Raw genomic sequence first — 25,471 nt, forward strand, 5'->3', positions numbered from 1 at the left:
CCGCTGTACGTCCTGCCGACCGACTACTCGACCGTCACCGACTTCGCCAGGTTGCGCGGCTTGTCGATGTCCCGGCCCATCGCGAGGGCCGTGTGGTAAGCGAAGAGCTGGAGCGGGATGCCCATCAGGATCGGGTCCAGCTCGTTCTCGTTCTTCGGTACGACGATGGTGTGGTCCGCCTTCTCCTGGACCTGGTGCGCGACGGCGAGGATACGGCCGCTGCGCGCCTTGATCTCCTCCATCGCGGCCCGGTTCTTCTCCAGCAGCTCGTCGTCCGGCACGATCGCCACGGTCGGCATCGCGGGCTCGATCAGCGCGAGCGGGCCGTGCTTCAGCTCGGAGGCCGGGTAGGCCTCGGCGTGGATGTACGAGACCTCCTTCAGCTTCAGCGAGGCCTCACGGGCCACCGGATAGCCGCGCACCCGGCCGATGAACATCATCGACTTGGCGTCCGCGTACTCCGCCGCGAGCCGCTTGATCTCGTCCTCGCCCGCCAGGATCTCGCTGATCTGCCCGGGGAGCTTCCGCAGCCCCTCGATGATCCGCTTGCCGTCGGCGACCGACAGGTCACGGATACGGCCCAGGTGCAGGGCGAGCAGCGCGAAGGCGACCACGGTGTTGGTGAAGCACTTGGTGGAGACCACGCAGACCTCCGGGCCCGCGTGGACGTACGTACCGCCGTCGGCCTCCCGGGCGATCGCGGAGCCGACCACGTTGACCACGCCGAGGACGCGGGCGCCCTTGCGCTTCAGCTCCTGGACGGCGGCCAGCACGTCGTACGTCTCGCCCGACTGGGAGACCGCGACGTACAGGGTGTCGGGGTCCACGACCGGGTTGCGGTAGCGGAACTCGGAGGCCGGCTCGGCGTCGGCGGGGATGCGGGCGAGCTCCTCGATCAGCTGGGCGCCGATCTGGCCCGCGTGGTACGAGGTGCCGCAGCCGAGGATCTTGATCCGGCGCACCCCGCGCGCCTCACGGGCGTCCAGGTTGAGACCGCCCAGGTGGACGGTGGAGAACCGGTCGTCGATCCGGCCGCGCAGGACGCGGTCCACGGCGTCGGCCTGCTCGGAGATCTCCTTGTGCATGTACGTGTCGTGGCCGCCCATGTCGTACGACTCGGCCTCCCACTCCACGGTGGTCGGCGTGGCCGTCGTGGTCGAGCCCTCCGTCGTGTACGTACGGAAGTCGTCGGCCTTCAGGGTGGCCATCTCGCCGTCGTCCAGCGTGACGACCTGGCGTGTGTGGGCGACCAGGGCGGCGACGTCGGAGGCGACGAACATCTCCTTCTCGCCGACGCCGAGGACGACCGGGGAGCCGTTGCGGGCGACCACGATGCGGTCGTTGAAGTCGGCGTGCAGCACGGCGATGCCGTAGGTGCCCTCGACCGAGCGCAGCGCCTCGCGGACCTTCTCCTCCAGGGTCTCGGCCTGGGCGCGGGCGATCAGGTGGACCAGCACCTCGGTGTCGGTCTCGGAGAGGAAGACGGTGCCGTCCGCGGTGAGCTTGGCGCGCAGCTCGGAGGCGTTGTCGATGATCCCGTTGTGGACGACGGCGACCTTGTTCTCCGCGTCCATGTGCGGGTGGGCGTTCTCGTCGCTCGGGGCGCCGTGGGTGGCCCAGCGGGTGTGCGCGATGCCGGTGGTGCCGGCGAACCGCTTGGGGACCTTGGCCTCCAGCTCACGGACCCGGCCCTTGGCCTTGACCATCTTCAGCGCACCCGGCTTGCCCGCCGCCGCCTTGCCGGTGATGACGATGCCCGCGGAGTCGTACCCCCGGTACTCCAGCCGCTGCAGGCCTTCCAGCAGCAGCGGTGCGACATCACGCTTTCCGATATATCCGACGATTCCGCACATGGATTCTCTGCCCCTCCTCGACGTACACGTACACGCATGCGTTCGGCGCCCCGCACGGGCGCCCGGCTGCCGGCCGTGGCCGGTCAGCCGTAGACGATGCGGCGCAGCTGGCGGAGCGAGAGCTCCGGCGGCGCCACGGCGCGGTGCGGCAGCTCGGCCGCGATCCGCTCGAAGATCTCCGTGTTGACCAGGCCGCCGGACTGCAGTTCGCGGTGGCGGCGCCGGACGAAGTCGTCGGTGCCCTCGTCGAAGTACGCCAGCACGTCGAGGATCACCCGGGCCGCCTCGCCGCGCTGGAGCGCGGTGGAGCGTACGAGGTGATCGATGAGGTCGTCGTGCGACGAGCGGCGTTCAAGCACGCGTCGATATTGCTCGGCGGAGCGCCCTTATGCAAGAAATCTGCCCGATATCGGGCAGGTGGGGGCTGAAAAGGTGCTCGAATCGGTCACATGGATGAGGTGTGGCTCCCATCCGGGTCACATGCGGCTCACATGCGGCTCAGGATCGCCTGCTTCGCCGTGCTGAACTCCTCGTCGGTGAGGACCCCGGCCCGGTGCAGCTCGCCCAGCTCCCGCAGCCGGCGCAGCAGCACGTCGTGATCGTCCGCCGCCGGGGCGGAGGCAGGGGCGGGCGCCCTGGTGAGGGCCGGGGGCCCGGCGGGCGCCTCCACGGCCGTACGGGCCTGCGGCAGCCGGGCCAGGACCGCCGCCGCGACCAGGACGGCCGTGTACTCCTTCTTGGACAGCCCCCACAGATCCAGGGAGTACGTGTCGTACTTCGGCGGGGCCGAGACGGGTCCCTCCGCCGGCTCGAACCGCAGGGAGCCGTTCTCCATGCCTATCGAGGGCAGCCAGCGCACCCCCGCGATCCGCGACAGCGGGAAGGACACCGGACCGCCGGCGGTCTTGGCCTCCTCGGCCTTCCAGTTCCAGGTGAGCCGGACGGTCTCGCCGTCGAAGGACGCCGTGCCGTCGCCGCCCCCGCCGGAGACCGGCAGCGCGGGCCCCGGCAGCAGGAAGCGGTCCACCGGCCCTTCGGGGACCTGCTCGATCAGCAGCGCGTTGCGGACCTCGTCGACGAAGTACTCCGCCACCCCCGTACGGTCCTTCTCCACGGCCAGGACGTACGGGTCGGAGCCATCCTTGAGGCGCCCGTCGGCGGCCCGCAGCACCGGGCAGGCGCCACCGCGCAGCCGGAGCCGCAGCCGGCCGCCCTTGCGCTCCTGCTCGAACGAGATGCCCGCCAAGGCCTCCACGGGCACGGCGAGTTCACCCAGCGCCAGCCGGACGGGGTGCGCCTTGCCCCCCGGCACGATGCGTACCGTCTCCCCGTCGAACGTCCATGTGCCGTCCCGCTGGATGATTTCTGCCATGCCCGCGATTCTGCCAGCCGGTGGCCGGGGGCGGCCCTCGGTCCTTGACCCGTCCACGGCTCCGCGATACGCATGACCGGCGTTCGAGTTGCCCGTTGGATCCGCAGGTGGACCCGTCGAAGGGACAGGCTTGTGCGACAGCGACGTACGACCCGGCAGACCCCAGGTACGACCCGGCGGACCGCACCTCCCCGTACGGCCCGGCGCAGACCCCTCCCCACCCTCCTCGGCACGCTGCTGATCGTCGTGGCGGCCGCCCTCTCCTCCACCGCCGCGACCTCCTCCGTCGCCGCCGCCTCCGTACCCCGCCCCCTCGGGCAGCTCGTGCCCGTCCCCGCGAAGGTGGTGCCGGGCGGCTCCCCGTACGCCATCACCTCCACGACCCCGGTCAGGGTGGCGGGCGGCTCCGCCGAGGTCCGGCGGATCGGGGCGTACCTGGCGGAGCTCCTGCGCCCCGCCACCGGCTACGCGCTGCCCGTCACCGACCGGCCGGGCCCAGGAGGCATCCGGCTGGAGCTGGGCTCCCGCGACCGGAGCCTGGGCGAGGAGGGCTACCGGCTGCGCTCCACGCCCGCCGCGCTCACCATCACCGCCCGCGCCCCGGCCGGGCTCTTCCACGGCGTCCAGACGCTGCGCCAGCTCCTCCCGGACCGGGTGGAGGAGGACAGCCGGCGGAAGGGGCCCTGGAAGGTCGCGGGCGGCACGGTCACCGACGCGCCGCGCTACGGCTACCGGGGCGCGATGCTGGACGTCTCACGCCACTTCTTCTCGGTCGCCGAGGTGAAGCGGTACATCGACCAGCTCGCCCTCTACAAGGTCAACAAGCTGCATCTGCACCTCTCCGACGACCAGGGCTGGCGGATCGCCGTCGACTCCTGGCCCCGGCTCGCCACCTACGGCGGCTCCACCGAGGTCGGCGGCGGCCCCGGCGGGTACTACACGAAGGCGCAGTACCGCGAGATCGTCCGGTACGCCGCCTCCCGCTACCTGGAGGTCGTACCGGAGATCGACCTGCCCGGCCACACCAACGCCGCCCTCGCCTCCTACGCCGAGCTGAACTGCGACGGGATCGCCCCGCCGCTCTACACCGGCACCACGGTCGGCTTCAGCTCGCTCTGCGTGCCCAAGCCGCTGACGTACGACTTCGTGGACGACGTGCTGCGCGAACTGGCCGCCCTCACCCCGGGGAAGTACCTCCACATCGGGGGCGACGAGGCGCACGCCACCAGCCATGAGGACTACGTGGCCTTCATGGCGAAGGCCCAGGCGGTGGTCGGGAAGTACGGCAAGACGGTGATGGGCTGGCACCAGCTGACCGGCGCGGTGCCGGTGAAGGGCGCGGTGGCGCAGTACTGGGGGTACGACCGGACGGGCGCCGCCGAGCGCAAGCAGGTGGCCGAAGCGGCGAAGGGCGGCACCAAGCTCGTGCTCTCCCCGGCCGACCGGGTCTACCTGGACATGAAGTACACCAAGGACACCCCGCTCGGGCTGAGTTGGGCCGGACTGGTGGAGGTGCGGAGGTCGTACGACTGGGATCCGGCGACCTACCTGGAGGGAGCCCCGCAGGAGGCCGTCCTCGGGGTGGAGGCGCCGATCTGGACCGAGACGCTCACCGACAGCACGGAGATCGAGCGGATGGCCTTCCCGAGGCTGCTCGGCGCCGCCGAGATCGGCTGGTCACCGGCGGCGGCCCGGGACTGGGAGACGTACAGGGTGCGGCTGGCCGCCCAGGGGCCGCGGCTGACCGCGCTGGGGATCGACTTCTACCGCTCCCCGCAGGTGGACTGGGGGCCGTGAGGAAAGAAGGTGAGCGCCCGGGGGACCGTCCCCGGGCGCTCACCGGTCTGTGACGACCGCTCAGAACTTCGCGATCGGGTTCTTCAGGCGGCCCACCAACTGAAGCGCTCCCGCTGGGTCGTTGAGGTCGACCATCTGCTGGTTGTTGCGCAGCTGGAGGCGGTTGAGGCAGGAGAGCGCGAACTCCGGCTCGAACAGGTCGTACTGCTTGAACTTGTCCGCGAGGTAGGGCACCGACTCCTGGTAGCCGCGCACGCACTCGGCGACCGTCCGCCAGAAGGTGTCCTCGTCCAGGACCCCCTCGGTGGCCAGGCCCGCGCCCAGGAAACGGAAGAAGCAGTCGAAGACATCGGTGAAGACCGACAGCAGCTTCATGTCCTCGGGGACCTCGGCGCGGATCCGGTCGACCTTCGGCGGCAGCACCGCGTCCGGGTCCATGACCGCGATCTCCTCGGCGATGTCCTTGAAGATCGTGCGGGTGACGACACCGTCCTCCACGACCAGGATCACGTTCTCGCCGTGCGGCATGTAGACCAGGTCGTAGGCGTAGAAGCTGTGCAGCACCGGGACGAGGTAGGCGTCCAGGTAGTGCCGCAGCCACACCTGCGGGTCGAGCCCGGACTCCTCGATGAGCGCCCCGGCCACCGAGCGGCCCTCGTGGTCGGTGTGGACCAGGGAGGCCATGGTGGCGACCCGCTCACCCGGCTCCAGACCCGCCACCGGGCTCTCGCGCCAGAGTGCGGCCAGCATCTTCAGGTAGGGGGAGCCCTTGGCGGTGGCGGCCTCGTACGCCCGGTGGTGGTAGCCGATCGCGGCCCGCTCCCGGATGATCGAGAACCGGGCGCCGGTCAGCAGCCTGTCGCGCTCGATCAGCCCGGCCAGCCAGTCGTTGATGGCGGGCGTGGCCTCCATGTACGCGGCGGAGAGCCCGCGCATGAAGCCCATGTTCAGGACGGACAGCGCCGTTTTGACGTAGTGCTTCCCGGGGTGGTCGGTGTTGAAGAACGTACGGATCGACTGCTGGGCGAGGTAGGCGTCCTCGCCCTCCCCGAGCACGACCAGGCGGCGCTCGGCCAGCTCACCGGCGAAGGTGACGGCGAGCTTGTTCCACCACTGCCAGGGGTGCACGGGCAGCAGGAAGTACGCGTCCGGGTCCAGGTCCAGGGAGCGCAGGGTGGCGGCGAACCGCTCCCGGGTCTCCTCGCTCAGCTCGTCCGCGACCAGCGAGTCGTAGTCGAGACCGGCGCCCGCCGTGAAGGTGGCCCGGTCGCGGCGGGCGGCCAGCCACACCAGCCGGATCGGGGAGGCGGCCTCGGGGGCGTACGCACGGTACTCGTCGACCCCGAAACCGAGCCGGCCGTTGTTGGCCACGAAACAGGGGTGGCCCTCGGTCATCCCGGTCTCGATGGCCTGGAAACCGGCGGCGACGAGCTGCCGGGAGGTGGCCGGTTCCTTGGTGAGTTTGTAGGCGGTTCCGGCCAGGGTGGAGGAGATCTCCTCCAGGTAGACCGGCAGGATGTCCTCGGTCAGCCCGAGTGCGACCCGCAGCTCGATGAAGAACTCCAGCGCGTCGAGCGGCACTTCGGACCCGTGCCGGTGGCGCGTGATCGACTCGGCCTCGATCTGCCAGTGGTCCAGGGCGAAGAGGCGTGCGGTGAAACGGTACTCCGTGCCCGCGTCGTCGCTACGGAGGGTGTAGCGGCCTTCGCCGAGGGGAGCGGGGGTGAGAAGCCGTTCGTGGCTGAATTCCGCCAGTGCTTTGCGGACCAGCAGTCGGTTTGCGGTGGCCCAGCGGTCCGGGGAGAGGTGGGCGACGCTGTCGGTGAGGGCGGTCGTCATCGGTCGGTTCCTCCGGTTGCTGCTTCGAACTGCTCGCGGGTGCAGGCGCTGAGCAGTGCGTCCTTCTCCGGCTTGGCGATCTCCCGCAGCACCTCGAAGCCGACGGCTTTGTTGAGGGCCTGTACGGCGCCGTTGGTGACATCGGGCTCGACGACGACCCGGCGCACCACCGGGTCGGTGAAGAGGAAATCCATCACGGCGGTGATCACGGCCCGGGTGAAGCCGTGCACGGGGGTGTCGGTCGGCGCGACGAGGAAGTGCATCCCGACATCGCCGGGCTCCGCCTCGTACAGGCCTTTCAGCTCGACCTCGGTGGGGTCGTACCGCTCGATCAGGAACGCGGGCTCGCCGTCGTGCAGGCCGATGAACGCGTCATGGTGCGGGTGGGCGGCGATCGCCATGTACTCCCGCTCCACGTCCTGGAGTTTCGCCCCGCCCATCAGCCAGAACACGGCCTTGGGGTGGGTCACCCAGCCGTGCACCAGCTCGGCGTCGGCGAGGGGGTCGAGCGGACGGACGGTGAACGCGCCGAGTTTTCCGGGCGATCCGGCTTCGGCACGGCTGGTGTCGGGGCGGTTCATATCGCGAACTCCTGGAAGGCGATGGACTTCTCGACCGGGTAGTACTCACGGCCGAGCAGTTCGCCGATGATGTACGCGTTGCGGTAGGCGCCCATGCCCAGGTCGGGCGAGGTGATCGAGTGGGTGTGCACCCCGGCGTTCTGCAGGAAGATCCCGCGCCCGGTGGTGTCGATGCTGTAGTTGCGGGCCACGTCGAAGCGGCCCCGGCTGTCGTGGCGCAGCCGGCCCTGGACGGGCGCCAGGAAAGCGGGCGCCTCGTAGCGGTAGCCGGTGGCGAGGATGAGGCCCTCGGTGGTGAGGGAGTACTCCTTGCCCTGCTCCTCCTGGCGCAGCCCCAGGCTGTACGCGCCGCCCTCGTCGTCGTAACGCGCGCTGAGGAGCGCCGAGTTGGTGAGCAGCCGGGTCGGGACCGGGCCGGGCAGGTTCTTCTGGTAGAGCAGGTCGAAGATCGCGTCGATCAGCTCCCCGTCGATGCCCTTGAACAGCCCCTTCTGCCCGGTCTCCAGCCGGTAGCGGGTCTCCTCGGGCAGCGCGTGGAAGTAGTCGATGTACTCCGGGGAGGTCATCTCCAGCGTCAGCTTGGTGTACTCCAGCGGGAAGAACCGCGGGGAGCGGGTGACCCAGTTGAGCCGGTAGCCGTACGTGTCGATCTCGGAGAGCAGGTCGTAGTAGATCTCCGCCGCGCTCTGCCCGCTGCCGACCAGCGTGATCGACTTCTTCTTCTGGAGTTCGGATTTCCCCTCCAGATAAAGGGAGTTGTGCAGGAAGTCCCCGCCGAGGCCGTGGCACGCCTCGGGGATGTACGGCGGGGTTCCGGTGCCCAGGACCAGGTGCCGGGAGCGCAGGACGGTCCCGGCGGCGGTGGTCACGGTGTAGAGCTGGTCGCCCTCGTCGTACGTCACCGCCTCCACGGTCTCGTCGAACCGGATGCTGCTCAGTTTGCCGGCGGCCCAGCGGCAGTAGTCGTTGTACTCGGTCCGCAGCGGGTAGAAGTTCTCCCGGATGTAGAACGAGTAGAGCCTGCCGCGCTCCTTGAGGTAGTTGAGGAACGAGTACGGCGAGGTCGGGTCGGCCATGGTGACCAGGTCCGACATGAACGGCGTCTGGAGATGGGACCCTTCGAGGAACATCCCGGAGTGCCACTCGAAGTCCGGCTTGGACTCCAGGAAGACACCGTTCAGTTCGTCGATCGGCTCGGTCAGGCAGGCCAGTCCGAGATTGAACGGGCCGAGCCCGATCCCGATGAAGTCGTGGGGGTCAGGAAGCGCGGACAAGGGAGTCTCCCAGGTACTGCTCGGCGTGGCCGGAGACCAGGTCGAGGACCGCGGCGATGTCGTCCACGGTCGTTTCGGGGTTGAGGAGGGTGAACTTCAGGTACTGGCGGGCACCGACCCTGGTGCCCGCGACGATCGCCTCGCCGGAGGCGAACAGGGCCTTGCGGGCGTAGAGGTTGGCGCGGTCGATCTTGTCCGGGGAGGTGACACCGGACGGGATGTGGCGGAAGACGAGTGTGGAGAGCTGCGGCTGGACCACCACGTCGAAACGCGGGTCGGCGGCGAGCAGCTTCCACCCCTCGGCGGCCAGGTCGCAGACCTCGTCGAAGAGTTCGCCGATGCCGTCGGCGCCCATGACGCGCAGCGTCATCCACAGCTTGAGCGCGTCGAACCGGCGGGTCGTCTGGAGGGACTTGTCGACCTGGTTGGGTATCCGCTCCTCGGCCATCCGGCGCGGGTTCAGATACTCCGCGTGGTACAGGGCGTGGCGCAGGGTCGCCCGGTCGCGGACCAGGACGGCGGAGGAACTCACCGGCTGGAAGAAGGACTTGTGGTAGTCGACGGTGACCGAATCGGCGTGCGCGATGCCTTCGAGGAGGCCGCGGCGCTCACGGGAGGCCAGCAGGCCGCAGCCGTACGCGGCGTCCACGTGCATCCAGGTGGCGAACTGCTCGCAGAGCGCGGCGATCTCGGGCAGCGGATCGATGGAGCCGAAGTCCGTGGTGCCGGCGGTGGCGACGACGGCCATCGGGACGGCGCCCTCGGCGACGCACTGCTCAAGGGCGTGGGCGAGGGCCACGGCCTGCATGCGCTTGTTGCTGTCGACGGGGACGGAGATGACCGCGTCCGGGCCGAGGCCGAGGAGTTTGGCGGACTTCTGCACGCTGAAGTGGCTGCACTCGGAGGTGAAGATCCGCAGCCGGGTGTAGTGCTCGGGCCGGACCTTCGCCTCCTCGCGGGCCAGCAGCAGGGCTTGGAGGTTGGACTGCGTACCGCCGCTGGTGAAGATGCCGTCGGCGGCCGGTCCGAGTCCGATGCGCTCGGTGGTCCAGTCGATCAGCCGGCGCTCGATGAGGGTGCCGCCCGCGCTCTGGTCCCAGGTGTCCAGGGACGAGTTGATCGCGGAGAGCACCGCCTCGCCGAGGACGGCCGGTATGACGACCGGGCAGTTGAGGTGGCCCAGGTAGCGGGGGTGGTGGAAGTAGACGGCGTCGCGGAGATAGACCTCGCCGAGCTCGTCCAGGGCGGCGGTGGCATCGCCCAGTGGCCGGTCGAGGTCGATCGCGTCGACGACGGAGGAGAGCTCGTCGACGCCTACTCCGCTGAAGGGGCGGTCGGTGGCGGCGATCTTGGCCGCGACCCGTTCCACTCCTGCGGTGACGGTACGCCGGTACTGCTCCGCAGTCGTGTTGTTGAGCAGGTGCGAACGCATGAAGGGATCCTCCCGGGTGAGGGGAACTTCATCGCGTCCCTCCGGGCAGGGAAAGGGGGGACGAGAGACGCGATGTCGAAGTGAGGTGAGCCTAACCTAACTCGATCCCCGGCTCTCCCCGGGCTCTGGTTGGTGCGGAAGTTGTCCGCTTTGATTCGCCTTTGGGGTGCCTCTGTGTGCTGAGGGCGGGGGCTGGGGAGCTGGAGGGCTAGTCCACGGCCCCGGCCCGGGCGAGCGTCTCCGCCCGCAGCTGCTCCTCGCTGAGCCCGCGCCGCCAGTACCCGACGAAGGTGACCCGCTTGCGGTCGAAGCCGCGCTCCTGGACCAGGTGGCGGCGGAGCGCCCGCACCTCGGACGACTCGCCCGCGATCCAGACGTACGGGGTGCCCTCCGGCAGCTCGGCGGCGCGTACGGCCTCCACGGCGGGCAGGGCACCCTCGCTCCGGACGAGCCAGCTGATCCGGGCCTTGGCCGCGGTGTTGAGGGCCTGCCGGTCCTCCGTCTTCGGCACCTCCAGCCAGACCCGGGCGGGCATCCCCGCGGGCAGCCACTCCAGGGCGGCGGATGCGGCGGGCAGGGCTGTCTCGTCGGCCCGGATGAGGACCCAGTCGGTGTCCTCCGGCGGCCGGAAGCGCGCGGAGGTGTTGTCCTCGGCCGCGGGGCCCAGCACCTTGAGCGGGTCGCCCGCCGTGGCCATGAGCGCCCAGCGGGAGGCCGGGCCGCCGTCACCGTGGAGCGCGAAGTCGATGTCCACCTCGGTGGAGCCGTCGGCCTTCACGCGCTGGGCCCGCACGGTGTACGACCGCATCACCGCCCGGACGTCCTCGGGCAGCGCCCGCCATTTCGGGTACCAGGCCCCGTCCTCACCCTCGGGCACCACGGCCTCGCTCTGCCCGGGGTGCGGCAGGAAGATCGACAGGCTCTGGTCGCGGCCCCCGGCACTGAACCCCTTTGCCCCGGGCCCGCCCAGGGTGATCCGGAGCATGGAGGGGCCGAGCCGCCTGACCCGCAGGACGGCTAGGTCGAAGAACCGGAACGGGGCGACATGGGGCACGGCGGCAGTCGTCAACGAGGGCTCCTCCGGAACGGGCCAGGAGCAGCGGGCGGACGGGCCCGGCTCCGGCGACGGCAGCTCGAAGGAGGGTTGGCCTAACCTTGCTAGGCGGTCACGGTGTCGTGCGGACCCCGGCCGTGGGTGTCGGCCCCGCCGGAAGGCCGAGGGCGGGCGCGCCTCCATGACGCCCGCCCCGGCCCGCCTCCCATGGCGCCCGCCTCGCTTCGCCCCGCCAGCCATGGCACCCACTCCGCTCGCCCCGCCCCCCGGGGGCCTCAGACCCCGAAGTCGGCGCGGCAGGCGTCGAGTCCATCCACGGTGACGTCGACGCTGCGGTGCTTCTCCCACCCGGCCCGGTCCAGCCGCAGCCGCTGCAGGGTGGTGGCCGCCCCCCGGATCACCTGGATCTGGAGGCCGTCGGGCTCGTACCCGAGCCGCCGCGAGACACCGAGCGAACTGCCGTTGTCCGTCCTGGCATCGGAGACCGCGTACCGGGCGCCGAGCCCCTCGAAGGCCAGATGGAGGGCGGCGGCCCGCATCTCCGTCCCGATGCCCTGCCCCTGGTGGGCGAGGCCCAGCCACGACCCGGTCACCACCTCGCGCCGTACGCCGAACTCCCGGCCCATCACGTCCTGGCGCCCCACGACCTTGCCCTCGTGGAGGACGGCCAGGGAGAGGTGCCACTCCTGGGCCGTCCACCCGGCGATGGTGCTCAGCACGTGCTGGTAGGTGGCCCGGCCGATCTCGTCGGGCTCGCCGTCCGTCCACGGCACGGTGAACGGCATCCGGTCCTGGGCGTGCACCCCGCCGGCGCCGACCGAGGCCAGCTCGTCGAGGAGCGCCTCGTCGGGCAGCCGCAGTTCCAGGCGGGGCGTACGGATGCGGAGTCCGTGGAGGGGCCAGTACCGGTGGTTCATGCAGGGACTTTGCCCGACGGCCGGTCGGCCTGTCGAACGGATTCCGGGGATGAGGAGGTCCCGGACACGGCCGGGCTGCCCGGCCGGCGCCGCAGTCCGAAGGCGCTGACGGCGGCGGCGATCAGGGCGGCGGCCAGCGGGACGACGAGCGCCGCCCGGTAGCCGTCGAGCAGGGCGGCCGGCGAAGTCCCGTCGGTGGCAGCGATGTTGACGGCGGCGACGGAGGAAAGGCCGATCGCGGCACCGAACTGGAAGGAGGTGTAGAGCAGCCCGCCCGCGACGCCCTGCTCCTCCTCGGCGATGCCGTCGGTGGCGGTGATCGTCAGCGGACCGTACGCCAGTGAGAAGGCCACACCGAGCATGACCAGGCTCGGGAGCATCGCGAGGTAGGTCCAGTCCGCGCCGAGCGGCAGGAACAGTGCGTACGCGAGGGAGGCGAGGAGCAGTCCGCCGAAGATGACCCGCGCGTTGCCGAACCTCGCCACGAGCTTCGGGGTGAGCAGCGGGGAGAGAACGGCGTCCACGCCGATGACGATCAGGGCGAAACTCGTCTGGAGGGACGACCAGCCCCGCAGCTCCTGCAGATAGAGCACGGCGATGAACTGGAAGCCGAAGAAGCCCGCGGCGAAGAGCAGCCCCGACACATTGGCGCGGACCAGCGACCCGTTGCGGAAGATGCCCAGGCGGACCAGCGGCGAGGCCGAGCGGCGCTCGATGAGGACGAACGCGAGGAAGAGCAGGAGCGCGGTGCCGATCGTGGCGGTCGTCCAGGCGGCCGAGGCGTGGGTGGCCCGCTCGACACCGAAGACGAGGAGCAGGATGCCGCCGGTGACGGTGACCGCTCCGGCCAGGTCGACCCCCTGCCCGGAGCGGTCGGGGCGCGGCGACTTGGGGACGAGCCGCAGTGCGGCGAGCAGGATGCCGGCGGAGAGGATGACCGGGGCGAAGAAGACCCAGCGCCAGTCGACGGCGGAGAGCAGACCGCCGACGACCAGCCCGATGGAGAAGCCGCCCGCCGCGGTGCCGGAGTAGACGAGCAGGGCCTTGTTGCGCTGCGGCCCCTCCGGGAAGCCGGTGGTGATGATCGACAGACCGGCCGGGGTCATGAAGGCGGCGGCGATGCCCGTCACGAACCGGGCGAGGATCAGCATCCACCCTTCGGTGGCCAGCCCGCCGAGCCCGGAGAAGAGCAGGAAGACCACCAGCCAGAGGATGAACATCCGCCTGCGCCCGAACAGGTCGGCCGCCCGTCCGCCCAGCAGCATGAAGCCGCCGTAGCCGAGGACGTACGCGCTCATCACCCACTGGAGGGTGCCGGTGGACAGCCCCAGGTCGGCGCGGATCGCGGGCAGGGCCACGTTCAGCATGGCCACGTCGATGCCTTCGAGGAAGATCGCACCGCAGAGCACGAGCAGCACACCCCACGCGCGGCCGGTCATGCGGTCGGTGCCGCTGCTCGAAGGGGAGGGTGGTGTGGACACGGGGCTTCTCCTTGGACGAGGAAGAGGGCATGGCGAACCGCCGCAACAGCGGTCCGGGGTGGCGGATTCGAGGGGCGCGGCGCTCAATCCGCTTGGACCGAACGTGAGTTACCGAAGTGCTGGTCGGTTCCCTCTTGTAACCACTCGAAGCATGCGGCACTGTGGGGGACCATGGAAGAAGGCACTTCGAAGTCACCGAGTCACTGCTGCGATACCGGCGACGAGCAGGACTTCGACATCAGTCAGTGGGACGTCCGCGAGGGCTGCGAGGTGCGGCAGATCCTCGACCGCGTCGCGGACAAGTGGTCGCTGCTCGCCATAGCGCACCTGGAGCGCCGGACGCTCCGCTTCTCCGAGCTGCGCCGCCTGATCGACGGCATCAGCCAGCGCATGCTGACGGTGACCCTGCGCCAGCTCGAACGCGACGGCCTGGTGCGGCGCACGGTCTATCCGGTGGTCCCGCCGCGCGTGGAGTACGAGCTGACGCCGATGGGCGCGACCCTGCACACGACGATCCGGACCCTGGTCGACTGGACCGAGGGCCACCAGCAGGAGATCGCCAGGGCGCGCGCGGAGTACGACAGCCGCCAGGCCGCGGAGGCGCCCGTCGCCTGAGGGGCGGGGGAGCTGAGGTCGGCTTCGAGTGAGGGGCCGGTACGGGAGGGGGTTCTTCGCTCGCTCGGCGAGCCGCTCACCTGCTCACGGAACCTCCCCCGGACGGTGGCGTGTCGGGGGCCCCGAAGAACTGCCAGAGTGTGACCACGGCGACGAGCTGCGCCAGGACCCAGGCTATCTGCGGGGAAAGAAAACGTATTTGGTAGACGGAGAAAAGCAGTTGTATCCGGGAGGGCCGGAACGCGCGCTCCGTTCGGAAGGTGTGCAGGTCCACGGCCACCGCCGTGAGGGTGAGGACGAGCAGGATGGACGCCGACGCGAAGGCGAGAACGCCCTGTTCCTCGCTGAGGAGTTGGTTGCCGACGGCGAAGAGGCCCACCGGTACGGTGTAGGCGACGGCCAGAAGCAGGACCTTCATGGGACCGTGCCGACCGGGAAGGCGGCGCCACAGGGCTCCCAGGAGGAAGCCGGCCGAGGCGAAGGCGACTATCCAGGACGCGGGGGACCAGATGACCTCGAAAATGCCGAAGGGGTCGTGCAGCGTGCCGGTCAGTGCGTCGCCACGCAGCGTCTGCACCCAGGTCAGGAGGCCGGCGAACGGGAGGGAGAGAAGGGCGCTGTACCGGGCGGCGGTTGTGGCGTTCTGCCACCATGTGTCCCCCGGGCCGAGAGCCAGCACCGCGTCGACCGCTGTCACGTCCGGCGGCAGCTCGTAGTGCTGAGCGGTGTCGCGTGCCCTCACCCACCGTCGGGAGAGCCTCAGCTCCTCCTCGACCAGGTGGCGGTCGATCACGGCTTCGTCCGACTGCCCGTGGTCGAGGCGGCGGAGCTTGGCGAGCTTCTCACGGTGTCCCCGTGCCGCGTCCAGCAGTTGGGGGCGGTCCGCGACAGTCAGCAGATCACCCAGCCGTCGCCCGTTGCTGACTTCGCGGTACAGCACGGCACGCCGGATCCCCAGGCGCAGACACAGGGACAGAGCTGCCAGATCGATGAGGAACCAGAGCAGGGCCGGTGCGCTGTTCGCGGCGTAGACCCCGAGGAACAGCAGCACGACAGCAGGAAGGGACACCCGCAGCAACCACTGCTCAGCAGGGCTCGGTTCGGTGCTGAGCACGGGCGGCTGGGCGGCAGGCGGGGTCACGCCCACACGCCTGTGCGCGGTGACGTACAGAAAGGCCAGCATGGCCAGGGCGGTCAGGGTCCACAGCGTGCCCGTCCACCAGCCCTGCGCGTAGGTGGCGGACCACAGCAGCCCGCTGCGCAGCTCGGCCTCGTGCCAGGCGCCGTACCCCACATTGTGGGAGATGAGAGTGCCGTCGGTCCACCACAGTCGGTACGTCGGGTCGACCAGGGCGCTCGGCCAGCTGTCCCGCAGCCAGTCCCGCTCCTTTGCGGCGGCCTGGGACACGGCCGTCAGAGCCACACCGCCCGCGGAGAACGCGAGAGCTCTGCCGAGGGGGAAGTCCACCGCGCGCCTGCGGAGGAGCCCGGCGTCGCGCAGGAGCCTCCACGCGGCAGCCCAGGTGCTCACCACCAGGAGCAGGGACGATGCCAGGGCAGCGGCGGCGACGACGCCGATGGTGTACCAGGAGTGGCCGTGGGTCTCCGGGCGGACGAAGGCCGGTGCGTCCAGCCCGACAGCGCTCGGCAGGACTCCTGGAACCGCCGCCACCACGGCGAGTGCGACGCCGCCGCGGCGCAGTCGGCCGCTCGCCCGTGCGACCAGGAGGAGGACGGCTCCGGCCAGCGCACTCAGCCACCACGCGTGTACGGCCGAGCGAGCCTGTGGCACCCACTGGCCGGGGTCATCGAAAGCGCCCGTGGCCACGAAAACGAGGTCGTCGGCGTTGGCCAGCAGAGAGAGACAGAACAGGGCCGCTGCCCAGTTGGTCAGGTTGACGACGGCGCGATGCTCGGCCGGATCGAGCCTGCGGCGCTGCCTGCGGTACAGGACTGCCGCGCGCCACAGTGCCGCGGCGACGAGGACGTCCCAAAGCAGGTACCCGTGGCATTGATGACTCCGAAGGGTGCGCTGTCGTCCTGGGCGGACCAGGACCGCGGCCAGGAGGGTTCGATCCACACGGTGATGGGCCGCTCGGGCGCCGCGCTGTTCCACCGAAGGCCATGAGTGCCTTCGCCCTGGGCGGCGCGCGGAATCGCTCTCGTGACTCCCGGCGCACCGGGGTCCACAGTGACGCCCTGCCACACCACCGAACCAAGAGTTCTCGGGGGCGCGAACCGTACCTTCCATGAGGCCGACCCCACGGTGACGACCCAGGGCCCGACGAGGAGCGTCCGCCGCTGGTCCACCCAGGTGTGGGCTCTGACGCGGATGGTCACGGACTTTGCGCCGGGCTTGACGACGGGTTCGTGTGCCCGCCACTCCTCCCGGCGCGTGTCGAATCGTTGGTCCCCCCGTACCAGGCAGCGCATGGCCGGCCGGTAGCCCTCACTCGCCGTTCCGAACCCCAGCTTGTCGGCGCGCTTCCAGGACATCGGAACGGTGATCGTGACGTCGCTGGTGGCCTTCGTGTAGGTCCGGCCCCGGTGCTCGAACACGATCCCGGCTCTGCCGGTGGCACCCTTCGACCCGTTGTCGGCGCAGTCCGGCGGGGCCGGCAGCCCTTCGGCTCGGCCGGCCGTGGGCCAGAGCAACACCTGCCCGATGAGAATCCCGCACAGGAGCACCAGCAGCAGCCCCGCCCCTCGAACCCTCGGCACCTCGGCAACCGCCTCCCCCCGACGGGCCCCATCGGACGACGACCCCGTCCGCAACGCTTCGACCGGAGCCTTTCCCCATTTCGGCACCCTTGATGGGTGGTGGGCGTCGCCAACTCAGCGGGGTGGGGTGGACGCCTGTCCTCAGAGTCACGATCACGTTCGTAAGGGGGCCGAAGGTAAAAATTAGGCCAGCTTCCATATGCGGGTGATTAAATAGGGTATCTCCTTAAATGCCTTAGTTGCGGAATTGATGAACGTTGACGTCGGTGCCCCGTTTATGTGGAATATGCGTCAATCGTCGAGACGCGTCCGGTCGGGGCGTCGCACGGGCCCCTTGCGTAACCCGTGGTCACTTTTTTTGTAAAGATGTAGCAAAGCAGCCAGGCTTCGCAGGGTTTATTAGGCGCACGTCAGATACCGCAAAAATAGGTTCTATCGAGGCATTGATCAGTAAGTAATTATGTAATTCGCAGAGAATAGCCATACGCGACCAATGGGTCTCGGTCGGCTCCTTGGTCTCCGCGTCGTTCAGGGGCCGCGGGCCGGAATCCGACCTTGCGTCCGGAGTCGTCGCCGTTGACCATTCAACCGTGCAACTTGACAGGTTCACGTCCAGCGATCGCCGGACGGGAACCTGGCGCCCCGACTGCCCCACCCCACCCGACGGGGCTGTCCATCCCCCCCCATACCTGCGGAGGATCTCGTGACCTTCAAGCGCTTCTCCCTGCTGACCAGCACCACCAGACGAGCCCGGCTCGTCGCTGTGGCGTCCGGTCTGGTGACCGCCCTCGCACTGGCGGCACCCTCGGCCGTCGCCGCCCCGGAACCCCAGGTCAAGGCGACCGCCTCGCAGCTCGCCGACGCCAGCTCCGCCGTGCTCGGCGCCGATGTGGCCGGCACCGCCTGGTACACCGAGGCAAGCACCGGCAAGATCGTCGTGACCATCGACAGCACCGTGTCGAAGGCCGAACTGGCCGAGGTCAAGGGCGCGCTGGCGAACTCCAGGGCCCAATTGACCATCAAGCGCACCACCGGCAAGTTCACCCCGTTGATTGCCGGCGGTGAGGCCATCACCACGAGCGGCAGCCGCTGTTCGCTCGGCTTCAACGTGTCGGTCGGCGGCGTGGCCCACGCGCTGACTGCCGGCCACTGCACCAACATCGGCGCCAGCTGGTCCATCGGTACGCGTACCGGCACCAGCTTCCCGAACAACGACTACGGCATTATCCGCCACTCCAACCCGGCTGCGGCCGACGGCCGGGTCTACCTGTACAACGGCTCCTACCAGGACATCACCACGGCGGGCAACGCGTTCGTGGGTCAGTCCGTCCTCCGCAGCGGCAGCACCACCGGGCTGCGCAGCGGTACGGTCACCGGCCTCAACGCCACCGTGAACTACGGTTCCAGCGGCATCGTGTACGGCATGATCCAGACCAACGTCTGCGCCGAGCCCGGCGACAGCGGCGGCTCGCTCTTCGCCGGAAGCACCGCTCTGGGCCTCACCTCGGGCGGCAGCGGGAACTGCCGTACCGGCGGAACGACGTTCTACCAGCCCGTCACCGAGGCCCTGAGCGTCTACGGCGCAACGGTCCTCTAGCATCTCTTGCCGGATCTTCGGGGGTGACGGCCGGCCGAGCTCCCGAAGTCCGGTGCAGTGACGCACCCCGGCGGACCGCGTTGATCGCGCGGTCCGCTGTCGTGTGGGTCCTCTTCGTCACCCGGCACGGCGAGCCGGTCTCCGGAGGGGGCGCTGCCTCCGGGGACACGGGCTGTTGCCCAGCTCTTCCCCTGACGGCCCGCTGCGGGAAAACTGTGCCGAGCACTGTGGTGCCTGCGTCCGGACGGGGGTTGGATAACGTTGTCATATTTCTGTCCGCCCCTTCCCCGGGTCGGCGATCCACGCCTTAGCTGAAGACTCTTCCGCCGTACGGCCCCCGGGCTCGCAGGGTGCCGCCCCCGGTGGCCCCCGAGGGCAAGGGACACTGTCCCCGGCCACCGCCCCCGCGCTCTGCCGCCGTCGGTCCGGGCGCCCTAGTGTTGATTTCTTCCCGCGCCCCCTCCGCGTGGATTCCGTACCGAAGGGAGTGGCTGATGCACACGCGTGAAGAGGCGGAAGAGGGCCACCGATCGCTCAGGCTCCCGCAGCCGGGAGCTCTCGCGGCTGCCACGTCACCCGCGTCCGCACAGGAGACCGGCGGCCGCCTGATGGAGCTGCAGCGCTCGGCCGGGAACGCCGCCGTGTGCCGCATGCTCGACAGCCGGGCGGCGCTGCCGGTGCAGCGGATGCCGGGGGAGGACACCGGGGAGCCCGAAGCGAGCACGAGCAGCCAAAGCACCACCGTGATCAGCGGGCACGGGCGGTTCGGCGACAACCAGCGCCTGCCCAAGAACCCCGACAACCCACGCAGCCGCGCGCTCAAGGCGACCTTCACCGTGCCGGCGGGCATCGAGCTGATCGTCTACGCCCCGCCGGGTGCGTGGCTGGAGAACGAGGTGGCGAAGCTCGTGGAGTCCGGCGAGCCGCCGGCCGCGGACAACCTCGAACTGGTCGGCCCCAACAACAAGCGCAAGCCGATGCCCGACGGGTTTCCCAAGACCTACACGGCGGGCCAGGAGGTCATCAACTACAAGCTGATGCCTCTGGAGGCCAAGCATCTGGCCGAGGGCGCGACCTCGGTGGAGGGCGGCACCCTGCGTGACAAGGTGGCCGAACTCGCTGCGGCCCACGAGGCACAGGGGAACGACGAAGCCCCCCTGACCGTGCACTACGCCTGCTGCGGGGTGGGCTCCTCCAGCGTCCCGGAGATCGAACGGCTCTTCGAGCACCGCAACTACACGGTCATGCTCCGCACCACGTCCCCGTCCCCCTCCCCGGAACCGGAGAAGCCGACCAAGCGCCGCAAGAAGTAGGAGGGGCCGGGGTGTTGCCAGGGGCCCTCAGCGGGCGGACGGGCTTCCCGAGCCCTGCCCGGCGACCAGCCGACGGGTGGACCCGGCCCGGCGCAGCCGCTCGTACGCCGCCGTGACCTCGTCGGGGACGGGCTGCTCGATCATGAAACCCTGAGCCGGGTAGAGAAGCAGCCGCTGCAGGGCCCCGACCAGCATGTCGATGACCAGCCGGTCGTCCCCGATCGAGGCCACGTACTCCTCGAAGGTCATCGCACTCGACGCGCTGACGACGTCCACCTCCGGCCACGGCTTGCGGGCCGTGGCGTACGCGCGCCGCTCCTCGTACGGCTTGCTGACCAGCAGTACGGAGTCCACGTCCGTACCGGCCTCCGCGAGGCATCCGGTCGCGAGTGGTGGGGCTGGTCGAGCCGGTGAACACGATGACGGGGGCCAGCCCGCGCAGGTAGAACCCCGCCGATACGTCGGCCACCCCCAGGTCATGGATGCCGAGCCCGATGATGACCGAGCAGGCGCGGGGGGCGTGGTGCATGAGGTGGTGGTCCCACACCTGCCGGGCGTCCGACCAGGACTGGGCGGAGACCATGATGCCTTGTCCTTCTGTCACAGGCCGGCCCCGTTGGGGCCCTGAGTGGGACGTCAGCTGTGTGCTGGGTGTCAGCCGTGGTCCCACGATGCAGGGGGCGGACCGAATGCGCGACGAGCGGCCCTCACCGCGAGAGCGCCGATGGCCGCATTGGCGCCACCGCCGATCACAGCGCCGATACCGAAGGGTGCCACTCGACCGAGAACGATGATTCCTTGCTTGGTCCCGTACTTCGTGACGAAGTTCTTCCCCAGGACCTTGTTGATCTGCCGCAAGGTCTCGACAGGCACCTTGGCGACGACCTGACGTCCCCAGTGTTGCCCCGTACGCTCAGCGACCCCGGCGATGGTGGCCGTGCCGCTCCCGCCGAGCATGACGCCCATCACGATCGTGCGGCGGCGCTCGATCTCGTCGATGGGGACTCCATGGACTTCTGCGATCGAGAGCGCGAAGAGGGCGCTCATCTCCAGGGAGGTGAGCACCTCGCCCGCCGACAGCGCCAGCGAGATTCCTGTGCCGACGCCGGGCGCGGCTGCTGCTCCCCCAACTGCGGCACCCGACCCGGTCAATGCGCTGACATACATCCGTTCCAGATTGCGGATCACCTGTGCTGGTGTCGCCTCCGGGTTCCGCTGGCGTGCCCGGGCGATCTTCTTCCGCACCGGTGAACTCTGGACTTCGACCGCTTTGTCCAGCAGGGCGAGGACTCGTTGTCCACGTATGGCTTCTTCCGGAACCGGTCCGTCAAAAGCATCTGTTGCCATGCCCTGAACTCCTTGGATCGCCACGTGTCCGCCGAGTCTCCCACCTGGCTCAGGCGAGTGAACGGCGAATCGCAAGAAGAAGGGCCACTCACCGTGACAAGGTCCCTGGCGGCCGGCTGGCACGACCGCCCCAGCTGCCATGAGCACATCCACGGCGGCCGAGGCGGCAGTTGGAGCACCGGGCGGCAGATCAGGCCGGCAGCCCCAACTCCCGTGCGATCAGCATCCGCTGGACCTCCGACGTCCCCTCGCCGATCTCCAGGATCTTCGAGTCGCGCCACATCCGCGCCACCGGGTACTCGTTCATGAAGCCGTAACCGCCGTGGATCTGTGTCGCCTCGCGGGCGTTGTCCACCGCGACCGTGGAGGAGTACAGCTTCGCGATCGCCGCCTCCTTCTTGAACGGTTCGCCCGCCACCAGCCGCGAAGCCGCGTCGCGCCAGCCCACGCGGGCCATGTGGGCGCGCATCTCCATGTCGGCGATCTTGAACTGGATCGCCTGGTTGGCGCCGATCGGCTTGCCGAAGGCGTGGCGCTCGGCCGCGTACTTCACCGACTCGTCCACGCAGCCCTGCGCCAGGCCCGTGGCCAGGGCGGAGATCGCGACCCGGCCCTCGTCCAGGATCCGCAGGAACTGGGCGTAGCCCCGGCCCTCCTCGCCCAGGAGGTTCGCCGCCGGGACGCGGACGTCGGTGAAGGACAGCTCGCGGGTGTCCGAGGCGTTCCAGCCGACCTTGGAATACGGGGCCGCGACCGTGAAGCCGGGGGTGCCGGACGGGACGATGATCGCGGAGATCCGGGGGCGGCCGTCCTCCTTGCGGCCGGTCACGGCCGTTACCGTCACCAACTCCGTAATGTCCGTGCCCGAGTTGGTGATGAAGCACTTCGAGCCGTTGATGACCCACTCGTTCGTCGCCTCGTCCAGCACCGCCGTCGTCCGCGTGCCGCCCGCGTCCGAGCCGCCGTCCGGCTCGGTCAGGCCGAACGCGCCCAGCGCCTCGCCCGCACAGAGCTTCGGCAGCCACTGCCGCTTCTGCTCCTCCGTGCCGAAGAGGTGGAGCGGCATCGCGCCCAGCGAGACCCCGGCCTCCAGCGTGATCGCAACCGAGGAGTCGACCCGGGCCAGCTCCTCCAGGGCGATCCCGAGCGCGAGGTAGTCGCCGCCCATCCCGCCGTACTCCTCCGGGAACGGCAGCCCGAACAGGCCCATCCGGCCCATCTCGCGCACGATCTCGTACGGGAATTCATGGCGCTCGTAGAAGTCGCCGATCTTCGGCGCGACCACGTCGTGCGCGAACGCCTCTACCGTGCGGCGCAGTTCCTCGTGCTCGGCGGTCAGCCGGTGGTCCAGGGACATGGTGTGACTCACTCCTTGTGGGAGGCGGAAGAGGGAGAAGGGGTCAGGGCGCGGACCGTGCGGGATGGGCTCGGTCGGCCCAGGTGTTCGGCCAGCCAGACGCTGGTGGCGGTCAGTTCGGACAGGTCGACGCCCGTTTCGATTCCCAGGCCGTCGAGCATCCACACCAGGTCCTCGGTGGCGAGATTGCCCGTGGCGCTCTTCGCGTACGGGCAGCCGCCCAGGCCGCCCGCCGAGGCGTCCACCGTCGTCACTCCGTGCTGGAGCGCCGCCAGGGTGTTGGACAGCGCCTGGCCGTACGTGTCGTGGAAGTGCACCCCGATGACGGGGGTCGTCACGCCCGCCTCGTTCAGCGCTGTCAGCAGTGCTGTTACGTGGCCCGGCGTCGCCACCCCGATCGTGTCGCCCAGCGACAGCTCGTCGCAGCCCAGGTCCATCAGCGCCTTCGCGACCCTGACCACCTGTGCCACCGGCACCGCGCCCTCCCACGGGTCGCCGAAGCACATCGACAGGTACCCGCGCACATGCACCTTGTCCGCCTTGGCGCGGGCCACCACCGGCTCGAACATCGCGAGCGACTCGTCGACCGTCCGGTTGAGGTTTCGTGCGGCGAACGTCTCCGTCGCCGAGCCGAACACCGCGATCGACCGGGCCCCGAGCGCGAGCGCCCGGTCCAGGCCGCGTTCGTTCGGGACAAGGACCGGGAGGGACACGTCACCGATGTCCGCGACCTCGCCGAGGAGCGGGAACAGCTCCTCCGCGTCGGCCAGTTGGGGCACCCACTTCGGGTGCACGAAGCTCGTCGCCTCGACGGTCGTCAGGCCCGCCACGGCCAGGCGGCGGATGAACTCCGCCTTCACCGGCGTCGGGACGGTCTCCTTCTCGTTCTGCAGGCCGTCCCGCGCGCCCACTTCGTGGATGCGGACCCGGGAGGGGAGACCCGGGGCCGGGACCTTCATGGGGAGTGGTCGCGTGGTCATGAGTCCTCCCGAGGGGCCACGACCGCCAGGATCTGGTCCATCGCCACCGTCGCTCCCGCCGTGACGTCCAGCTCGGTGACGGTCCCCGCGTGCGGGGCGGAGATCACGTGCTCCATCTTCATCGCCTCCACCACGAGCAGGCTCTGTCCCGCCTCGACCTCGTCCCCGACGGCCACCTTCACCACCGTGACCGTGCCCGGCATCGGCGCCGCCAGCGTGTCCGCCCCGCCCCGGCCGGCCCCGCTCAGGGAGGCCTCGACCGGGTCGTGGTCCTGGACGTGCCAGGTGTCGCCGTCCCGGCCGAGCCAGTCGCCGGAGCGGTGGAAGTGGTGCGCCAGGCCGTCCAGTTCGACGGAAACCCGGTTGGGCGTCACCCGGGCGTCGGTTGGGGAGCCATGAGCAACGGGTTCAAGTCCCGACACCCGCAGCGGGAACACCAGCGGCGCCGGGATGCCCCCCGTCCGCCACCCGCTCGGCACCGAGAACGGGTCCGTCCAGCCCCCCGCGTCCGGCCGGGGCTCCAGCGCCTCCCGGCGGACCGCGGCCGCCGCCGCGTAGACCTCGACCGGCACCCCGTCCGGCACCAGGCCCTCCGCCTCGCGTTCCACGAGCCCCGTGTCGAGGTTGCCGGAGATCACGTCCGGGTGGGCCAGCAGGCGGCGCAGGAAGCCCGTGTTGGTCGGGACGCCCAGGATCACCGTGTCCGCGAGGGCCGCCCGCAGCTTGCGGATGGCCGTCGCGCGGTCGGGGCCGTACGCGATGACCTTCGACAGCATCGGGTCGTACAGGCTGCCCACCGGCACGCCCTCACTGAGCCCCGAGTCCGTCCGCACCCCGCCGCCCTGCGGCTCGCGCAGCGCCAGCACCGTACCGCCCGAGGGCAGGAAGCCCCGGGACGGGTCCTCGGCGCAGACCCGGGCCTCGATGGCCCAGCCGTTCAGGTGGATGTCCTCTTGTGCGTACGGGAGTTGCTCGCCCGACGCGACCCGCAGCTGCCACTCCACCAGGTCGAGCCCCGTGATCAGCTCGGTGACCGGGTGTTCCACCTGGAGGCGGGTGTTCATCTCCATGAAGTAGTACGAGGCCGGGTCGTTGCCCGGGACGATGAACTCCACCGTCCCCGCGCCGACATAGCCGCAACTGCGGGCCGCCTGCACGGCCGCCTCGCCCATCGCCGCCCGGGTCTCCTCGTCGAGGAGGACCGAAGGGGCCTCCTCGATGATCTTCTGGTGGCGGCGCTGGAGCGAGCACTCGCGCTCGCCGAGGTGGATCGCGTTGCCGTGGGCGTCGGCCAGGACCTGGATCTCGATGTGGCGCGGGCGGTCGATCCACCGCTCCACGAGGAGGGTGTCGTCGCCGAACGAGGCGCGGGCCTCGCGCCTCGCCGCCGCGATCTCCTCCGCCAGCACCTCCGCGTCCCGGACCAGGCGCATGCCCTTGCCGCCGCCGCCCGCAGAGGGTTTCAACAATACGGGGGTGCCGATCTCCCTTGCCGCCGACTCCAGTTGGGCGTCGGTCAGGCCGCTGCCGGACGAACCCGGGACCACCGGGACCCCGGCCGCCGAGACCGTCTCCTTGGCCCGGATCTTGTCGCCCATGAGCGAGATCGCGGAGGCGGGCGGGCCGATGAAGGTCAGCCCCGCCTCCGCGCAGGCGGCGGCGAAGGCCGCGTTCTCCGCGAGGAAGCCGTAGCCGGGGTGGACTGCCTGCGCCCCCGTGCGGCGGGCCGCCTCCAGGAGCGCCGGAACCGACAGGTAGCTCTCGGCGGCCGGCGGCGGGCCGATCCGTACCGCCGTGTCCGCCTCCCGTACATGCCGGGCGTCCGCGTCCGCGTCGCTGAAGACCGCGACCGAGCGCACCCCCAGCTCGCGCAGGGTCCGGATCACCCGGACGGCGATCTCGCCGCGGTTGGCGACCAGAACGGTGTCGAACATCGTCATC

The 25,471-nt window shown here is 70.1% G+C and carries 18 protein-coding genes and 2 pseudogenes; 4 read left to right on the top strand and 16 right to left on the bottom strand.

Annotated features, from left to right (window positions below; all coding sequences use genetic code 11):
• Positions 1-23: 23 nt before the first annotated feature.
• From glmS to ACK8N7_RS23955, 3 genes are all read right to left on the bottom strand, one after another.
• Positions 24-1,853: a glutamine--fructose-6-phosphate transaminase (isomerizing) gene (gene glmS / locus ACK8N7_RS23945; protein ID WP_500444105.1), complete on the bottom strand. Its 1,830-nt coding sequence runs from the start codon at positions 1,851-1,853 to the stop codon at positions 24-26.
• Positions 1,854-1,936: 83 nt separating this feature from the next.
• Complete coding sequence (locus ACK8N7_RS23950; protein WP_015608703.1) at positions 1,937-2,212, bottom strand: hypothetical protein; 276 nt, start codon at positions 2,210-2,212, stop codon at positions 1,937-1,939.
• Positions 2,213-2,340: 128 nt separating this feature from the next.
• Complete coding sequence (locus tag ACK8N7_RS23955) at positions 2,341-3,225, bottom strand: DUF4429 domain-containing protein (RefSeq protein ID WP_500444106.1); 885 nt, start codon at positions 3,223-3,225, stop codon at positions 2,341-2,343.
• A gap of 132 nt (positions 3,226-3,357) precedes the next feature.
• Here ACK8N7_RS23955 and ACK8N7_RS23960 point away from each other — a divergent pair, with 132 nt between their 5' ends.
• Positions 3,358-5,022 carry a beta-N-acetylhexosaminidase gene (locus ACK8N7_RS23960; protein ID WP_500444107.1) on the top strand — a complete coding sequence of 555 codons (1,665 nt, stop codon included), beginning with the start codon at positions 3,358-3,360 and terminating at the stop codon, positions 5,020-5,022.
• 60 nt (positions 5,023-5,082) lie between these two features.
• Here ACK8N7_RS23960 and ACK8N7_RS23965 read toward each other — a convergent pair whose 3' ends face one another.
• From ACK8N7_RS23965 to ACK8N7_RS23995, 7 genes are all read right to left on the bottom strand, one after another.
• Entirely contained in the window at positions 5,083-6,861 is a 1,779-nt protein-coding gene (locus ACK8N7_RS23965) for an IucA/IucC family protein (protein WP_403213036.1), read from the bottom strand.
• Entirely contained in the window at positions 6,858-7,442 is a 585-nt protein-coding gene (locus tag ACK8N7_RS23970; RefSeq protein WP_500444108.1) for a GNAT family N-acetyltransferase, read from the bottom strand. Before ACK8N7_RS23970 ends, ACK8N7_RS23965 begins: the two co-directional genes overlap by 4 nt.
• Positions 7,439-8,716: a lysine N(6)-hydroxylase/L-ornithine N(5)-oxygenase family protein gene (locus ACK8N7_RS23975; protein WP_500444109.1), complete on the bottom strand. Its 1,278-nt coding sequence runs from the start codon at positions 8,714-8,716 to the stop codon at positions 7,439-7,441. The genes ACK8N7_RS23970 and ACK8N7_RS23975 overlap by 4 nt, the downstream gene beginning before the upstream one ends.
• A complete protein-coding gene (locus tag ACK8N7_RS23980; RefSeq protein WP_500444110.1) occupies positions 8,700-10,148 on the bottom strand; it encodes a pyridoxal phosphate-dependent decarboxylase family protein in 1,449 nt (482 codons plus the stop codon). Before ACK8N7_RS23980 ends, ACK8N7_RS23975 begins: the two co-directional genes overlap by 17 nt.
• Positions 10,149-10,356: 208 nt before the next feature.
• Positions 10,357-11,217, bottom strand: coding sequence for a siderophore-interacting protein (locus ACK8N7_RS23985; protein ID WP_500444111.1), 861 nt, complete (start codon positions 11,215-11,217; stop codon positions 10,357-10,359).
• A 260-nt stretch (positions 11,218-11,477) separates the two neighbouring features.
• Positions 11,478-12,119 carry a GNAT family N-acetyltransferase gene (locus ACK8N7_RS23990; protein WP_500444112.1) on the bottom strand — a complete coding sequence of 214 codons (642 nt, stop codon included), beginning with the start codon at positions 12,117-12,119 and terminating at the stop codon, positions 11,478-11,480.
• Positions 12,116-13,558, bottom strand: a complete 1,443-nt coding sequence (locus tag ACK8N7_RS23995) for an MFS transporter (protein ID WP_500445841.1) — start codon at positions 13,556-13,558, stop codon at positions 12,116-12,118. Before ACK8N7_RS23995 ends, ACK8N7_RS23990 begins: the two co-directional genes overlap by 4 nt.
• A gap of 213 nt (positions 13,559-13,771) precedes the next feature.
• Here ACK8N7_RS23995 and ACK8N7_RS24000 point away from each other — a divergent pair, with 213 nt between their 5' ends.
• The gene (locus ACK8N7_RS24000; protein WP_403213026.1) at positions 13,772-14,215 is read left to right on the top strand and encodes a winged helix-turn-helix transcriptional regulator; all 444 of its coding nucleotides are present in this window, start codon (positions 13,772-13,774) and stop codon (positions 14,213-14,215) included.
• Positions 14,216-14,291: 76 nt separating this feature from the next.
• Here the strand turns inward: ACK8N7_RS24000 and ACK8N7_RS24005 are convergent.
• Positions 14,292-17,023: pseudogene (locus tag ACK8N7_RS24005) on the bottom strand (DUF6185 family protein).
• A 616-nt stretch (positions 17,024-17,639) separates the two neighbouring features.
• Here ACK8N7_RS24005 and ACK8N7_RS24010 point away from each other — a divergent pair.
• A complete protein-coding gene (locus ACK8N7_RS24010) occupies positions 17,640-18,533 on the top strand; it encodes a S1 family peptidase (protein ID WP_500444113.1) in 894 nt (297 codons plus the stop codon).
• 494 nt (positions 18,534-19,027) lie between these two features.
• Positions 19,028-19,846 (top strand): putative adhesin, encoded by an 819-nt coding sequence (locus ACK8N7_RS24015; protein ID WP_500444114.1) that lies wholly within the window; start codon positions 19,028-19,030, stop codon positions 19,844-19,846.
• Between the two features lie 27 nt (positions 19,847-19,873).
• Here the strand turns inward: ACK8N7_RS24015 and ACK8N7_RS24020 are convergent.
• The 5 genes and pseudogenes from ACK8N7_RS24020 to ACK8N7_RS24040 form a co-directional block, all read right to left on the bottom strand.
• Positions 19,874-20,429 (bottom strand): annotated as a pseudogene (locus tag ACK8N7_RS24020) (YdcF family protein).
• Positions 20,430-20,500: 71 nt separating this feature from the next.
• Positions 20,501-21,193, bottom strand: coding sequence for a hypothetical protein (locus ACK8N7_RS24025; protein WP_403213020.1), 693 nt, complete (start codon positions 21,191-21,193; stop codon positions 20,501-20,503).
• A 190-nt stretch (positions 21,194-21,383) separates the two neighbouring features.
• Positions 21,384-22,550, bottom strand: a complete 1,167-nt coding sequence (locus ACK8N7_RS24030) for an acyl-CoA dehydrogenase family protein (RefSeq protein ID WP_355289208.1) — start codon at positions 22,548-22,550, stop codon at positions 21,384-21,386.
• 8 nt (positions 22,551-22,558) lie between these two features.
• A complete protein-coding gene (locus tag ACK8N7_RS24035) occupies positions 22,559-23,530 on the bottom strand; it encodes a hydroxymethylglutaryl-CoA lyase (RefSeq protein WP_403213018.1) in 972 nt (323 codons plus the stop codon).
• Positions 23,527-25,470 carry an acetyl/propionyl/methylcrotonyl-CoA carboxylase subunit alpha gene (locus tag ACK8N7_RS24040; RefSeq protein WP_500444115.1) on the bottom strand — a complete coding sequence of 648 codons (1,944 nt, stop codon included), beginning with the start codon at positions 25,468-25,470 and terminating at the stop codon, positions 23,527-23,529. Before ACK8N7_RS24040 ends, ACK8N7_RS24035 begins: the two co-directional genes overlap by 4 nt.
• Between the last annotated feature and the right edge of the window lies 1 nt (position 25,471).

Origin of the sequence: Streptomyces griseobrunneus, assembly GCF_046713465.1 — a bacterium.
Taxonomy (GTDB): Bacteria; Actinomycetota; Actinomycetes; order Streptomycetales; family Streptomycetaceae; genus Streptomyces; species Streptomyces microflavus.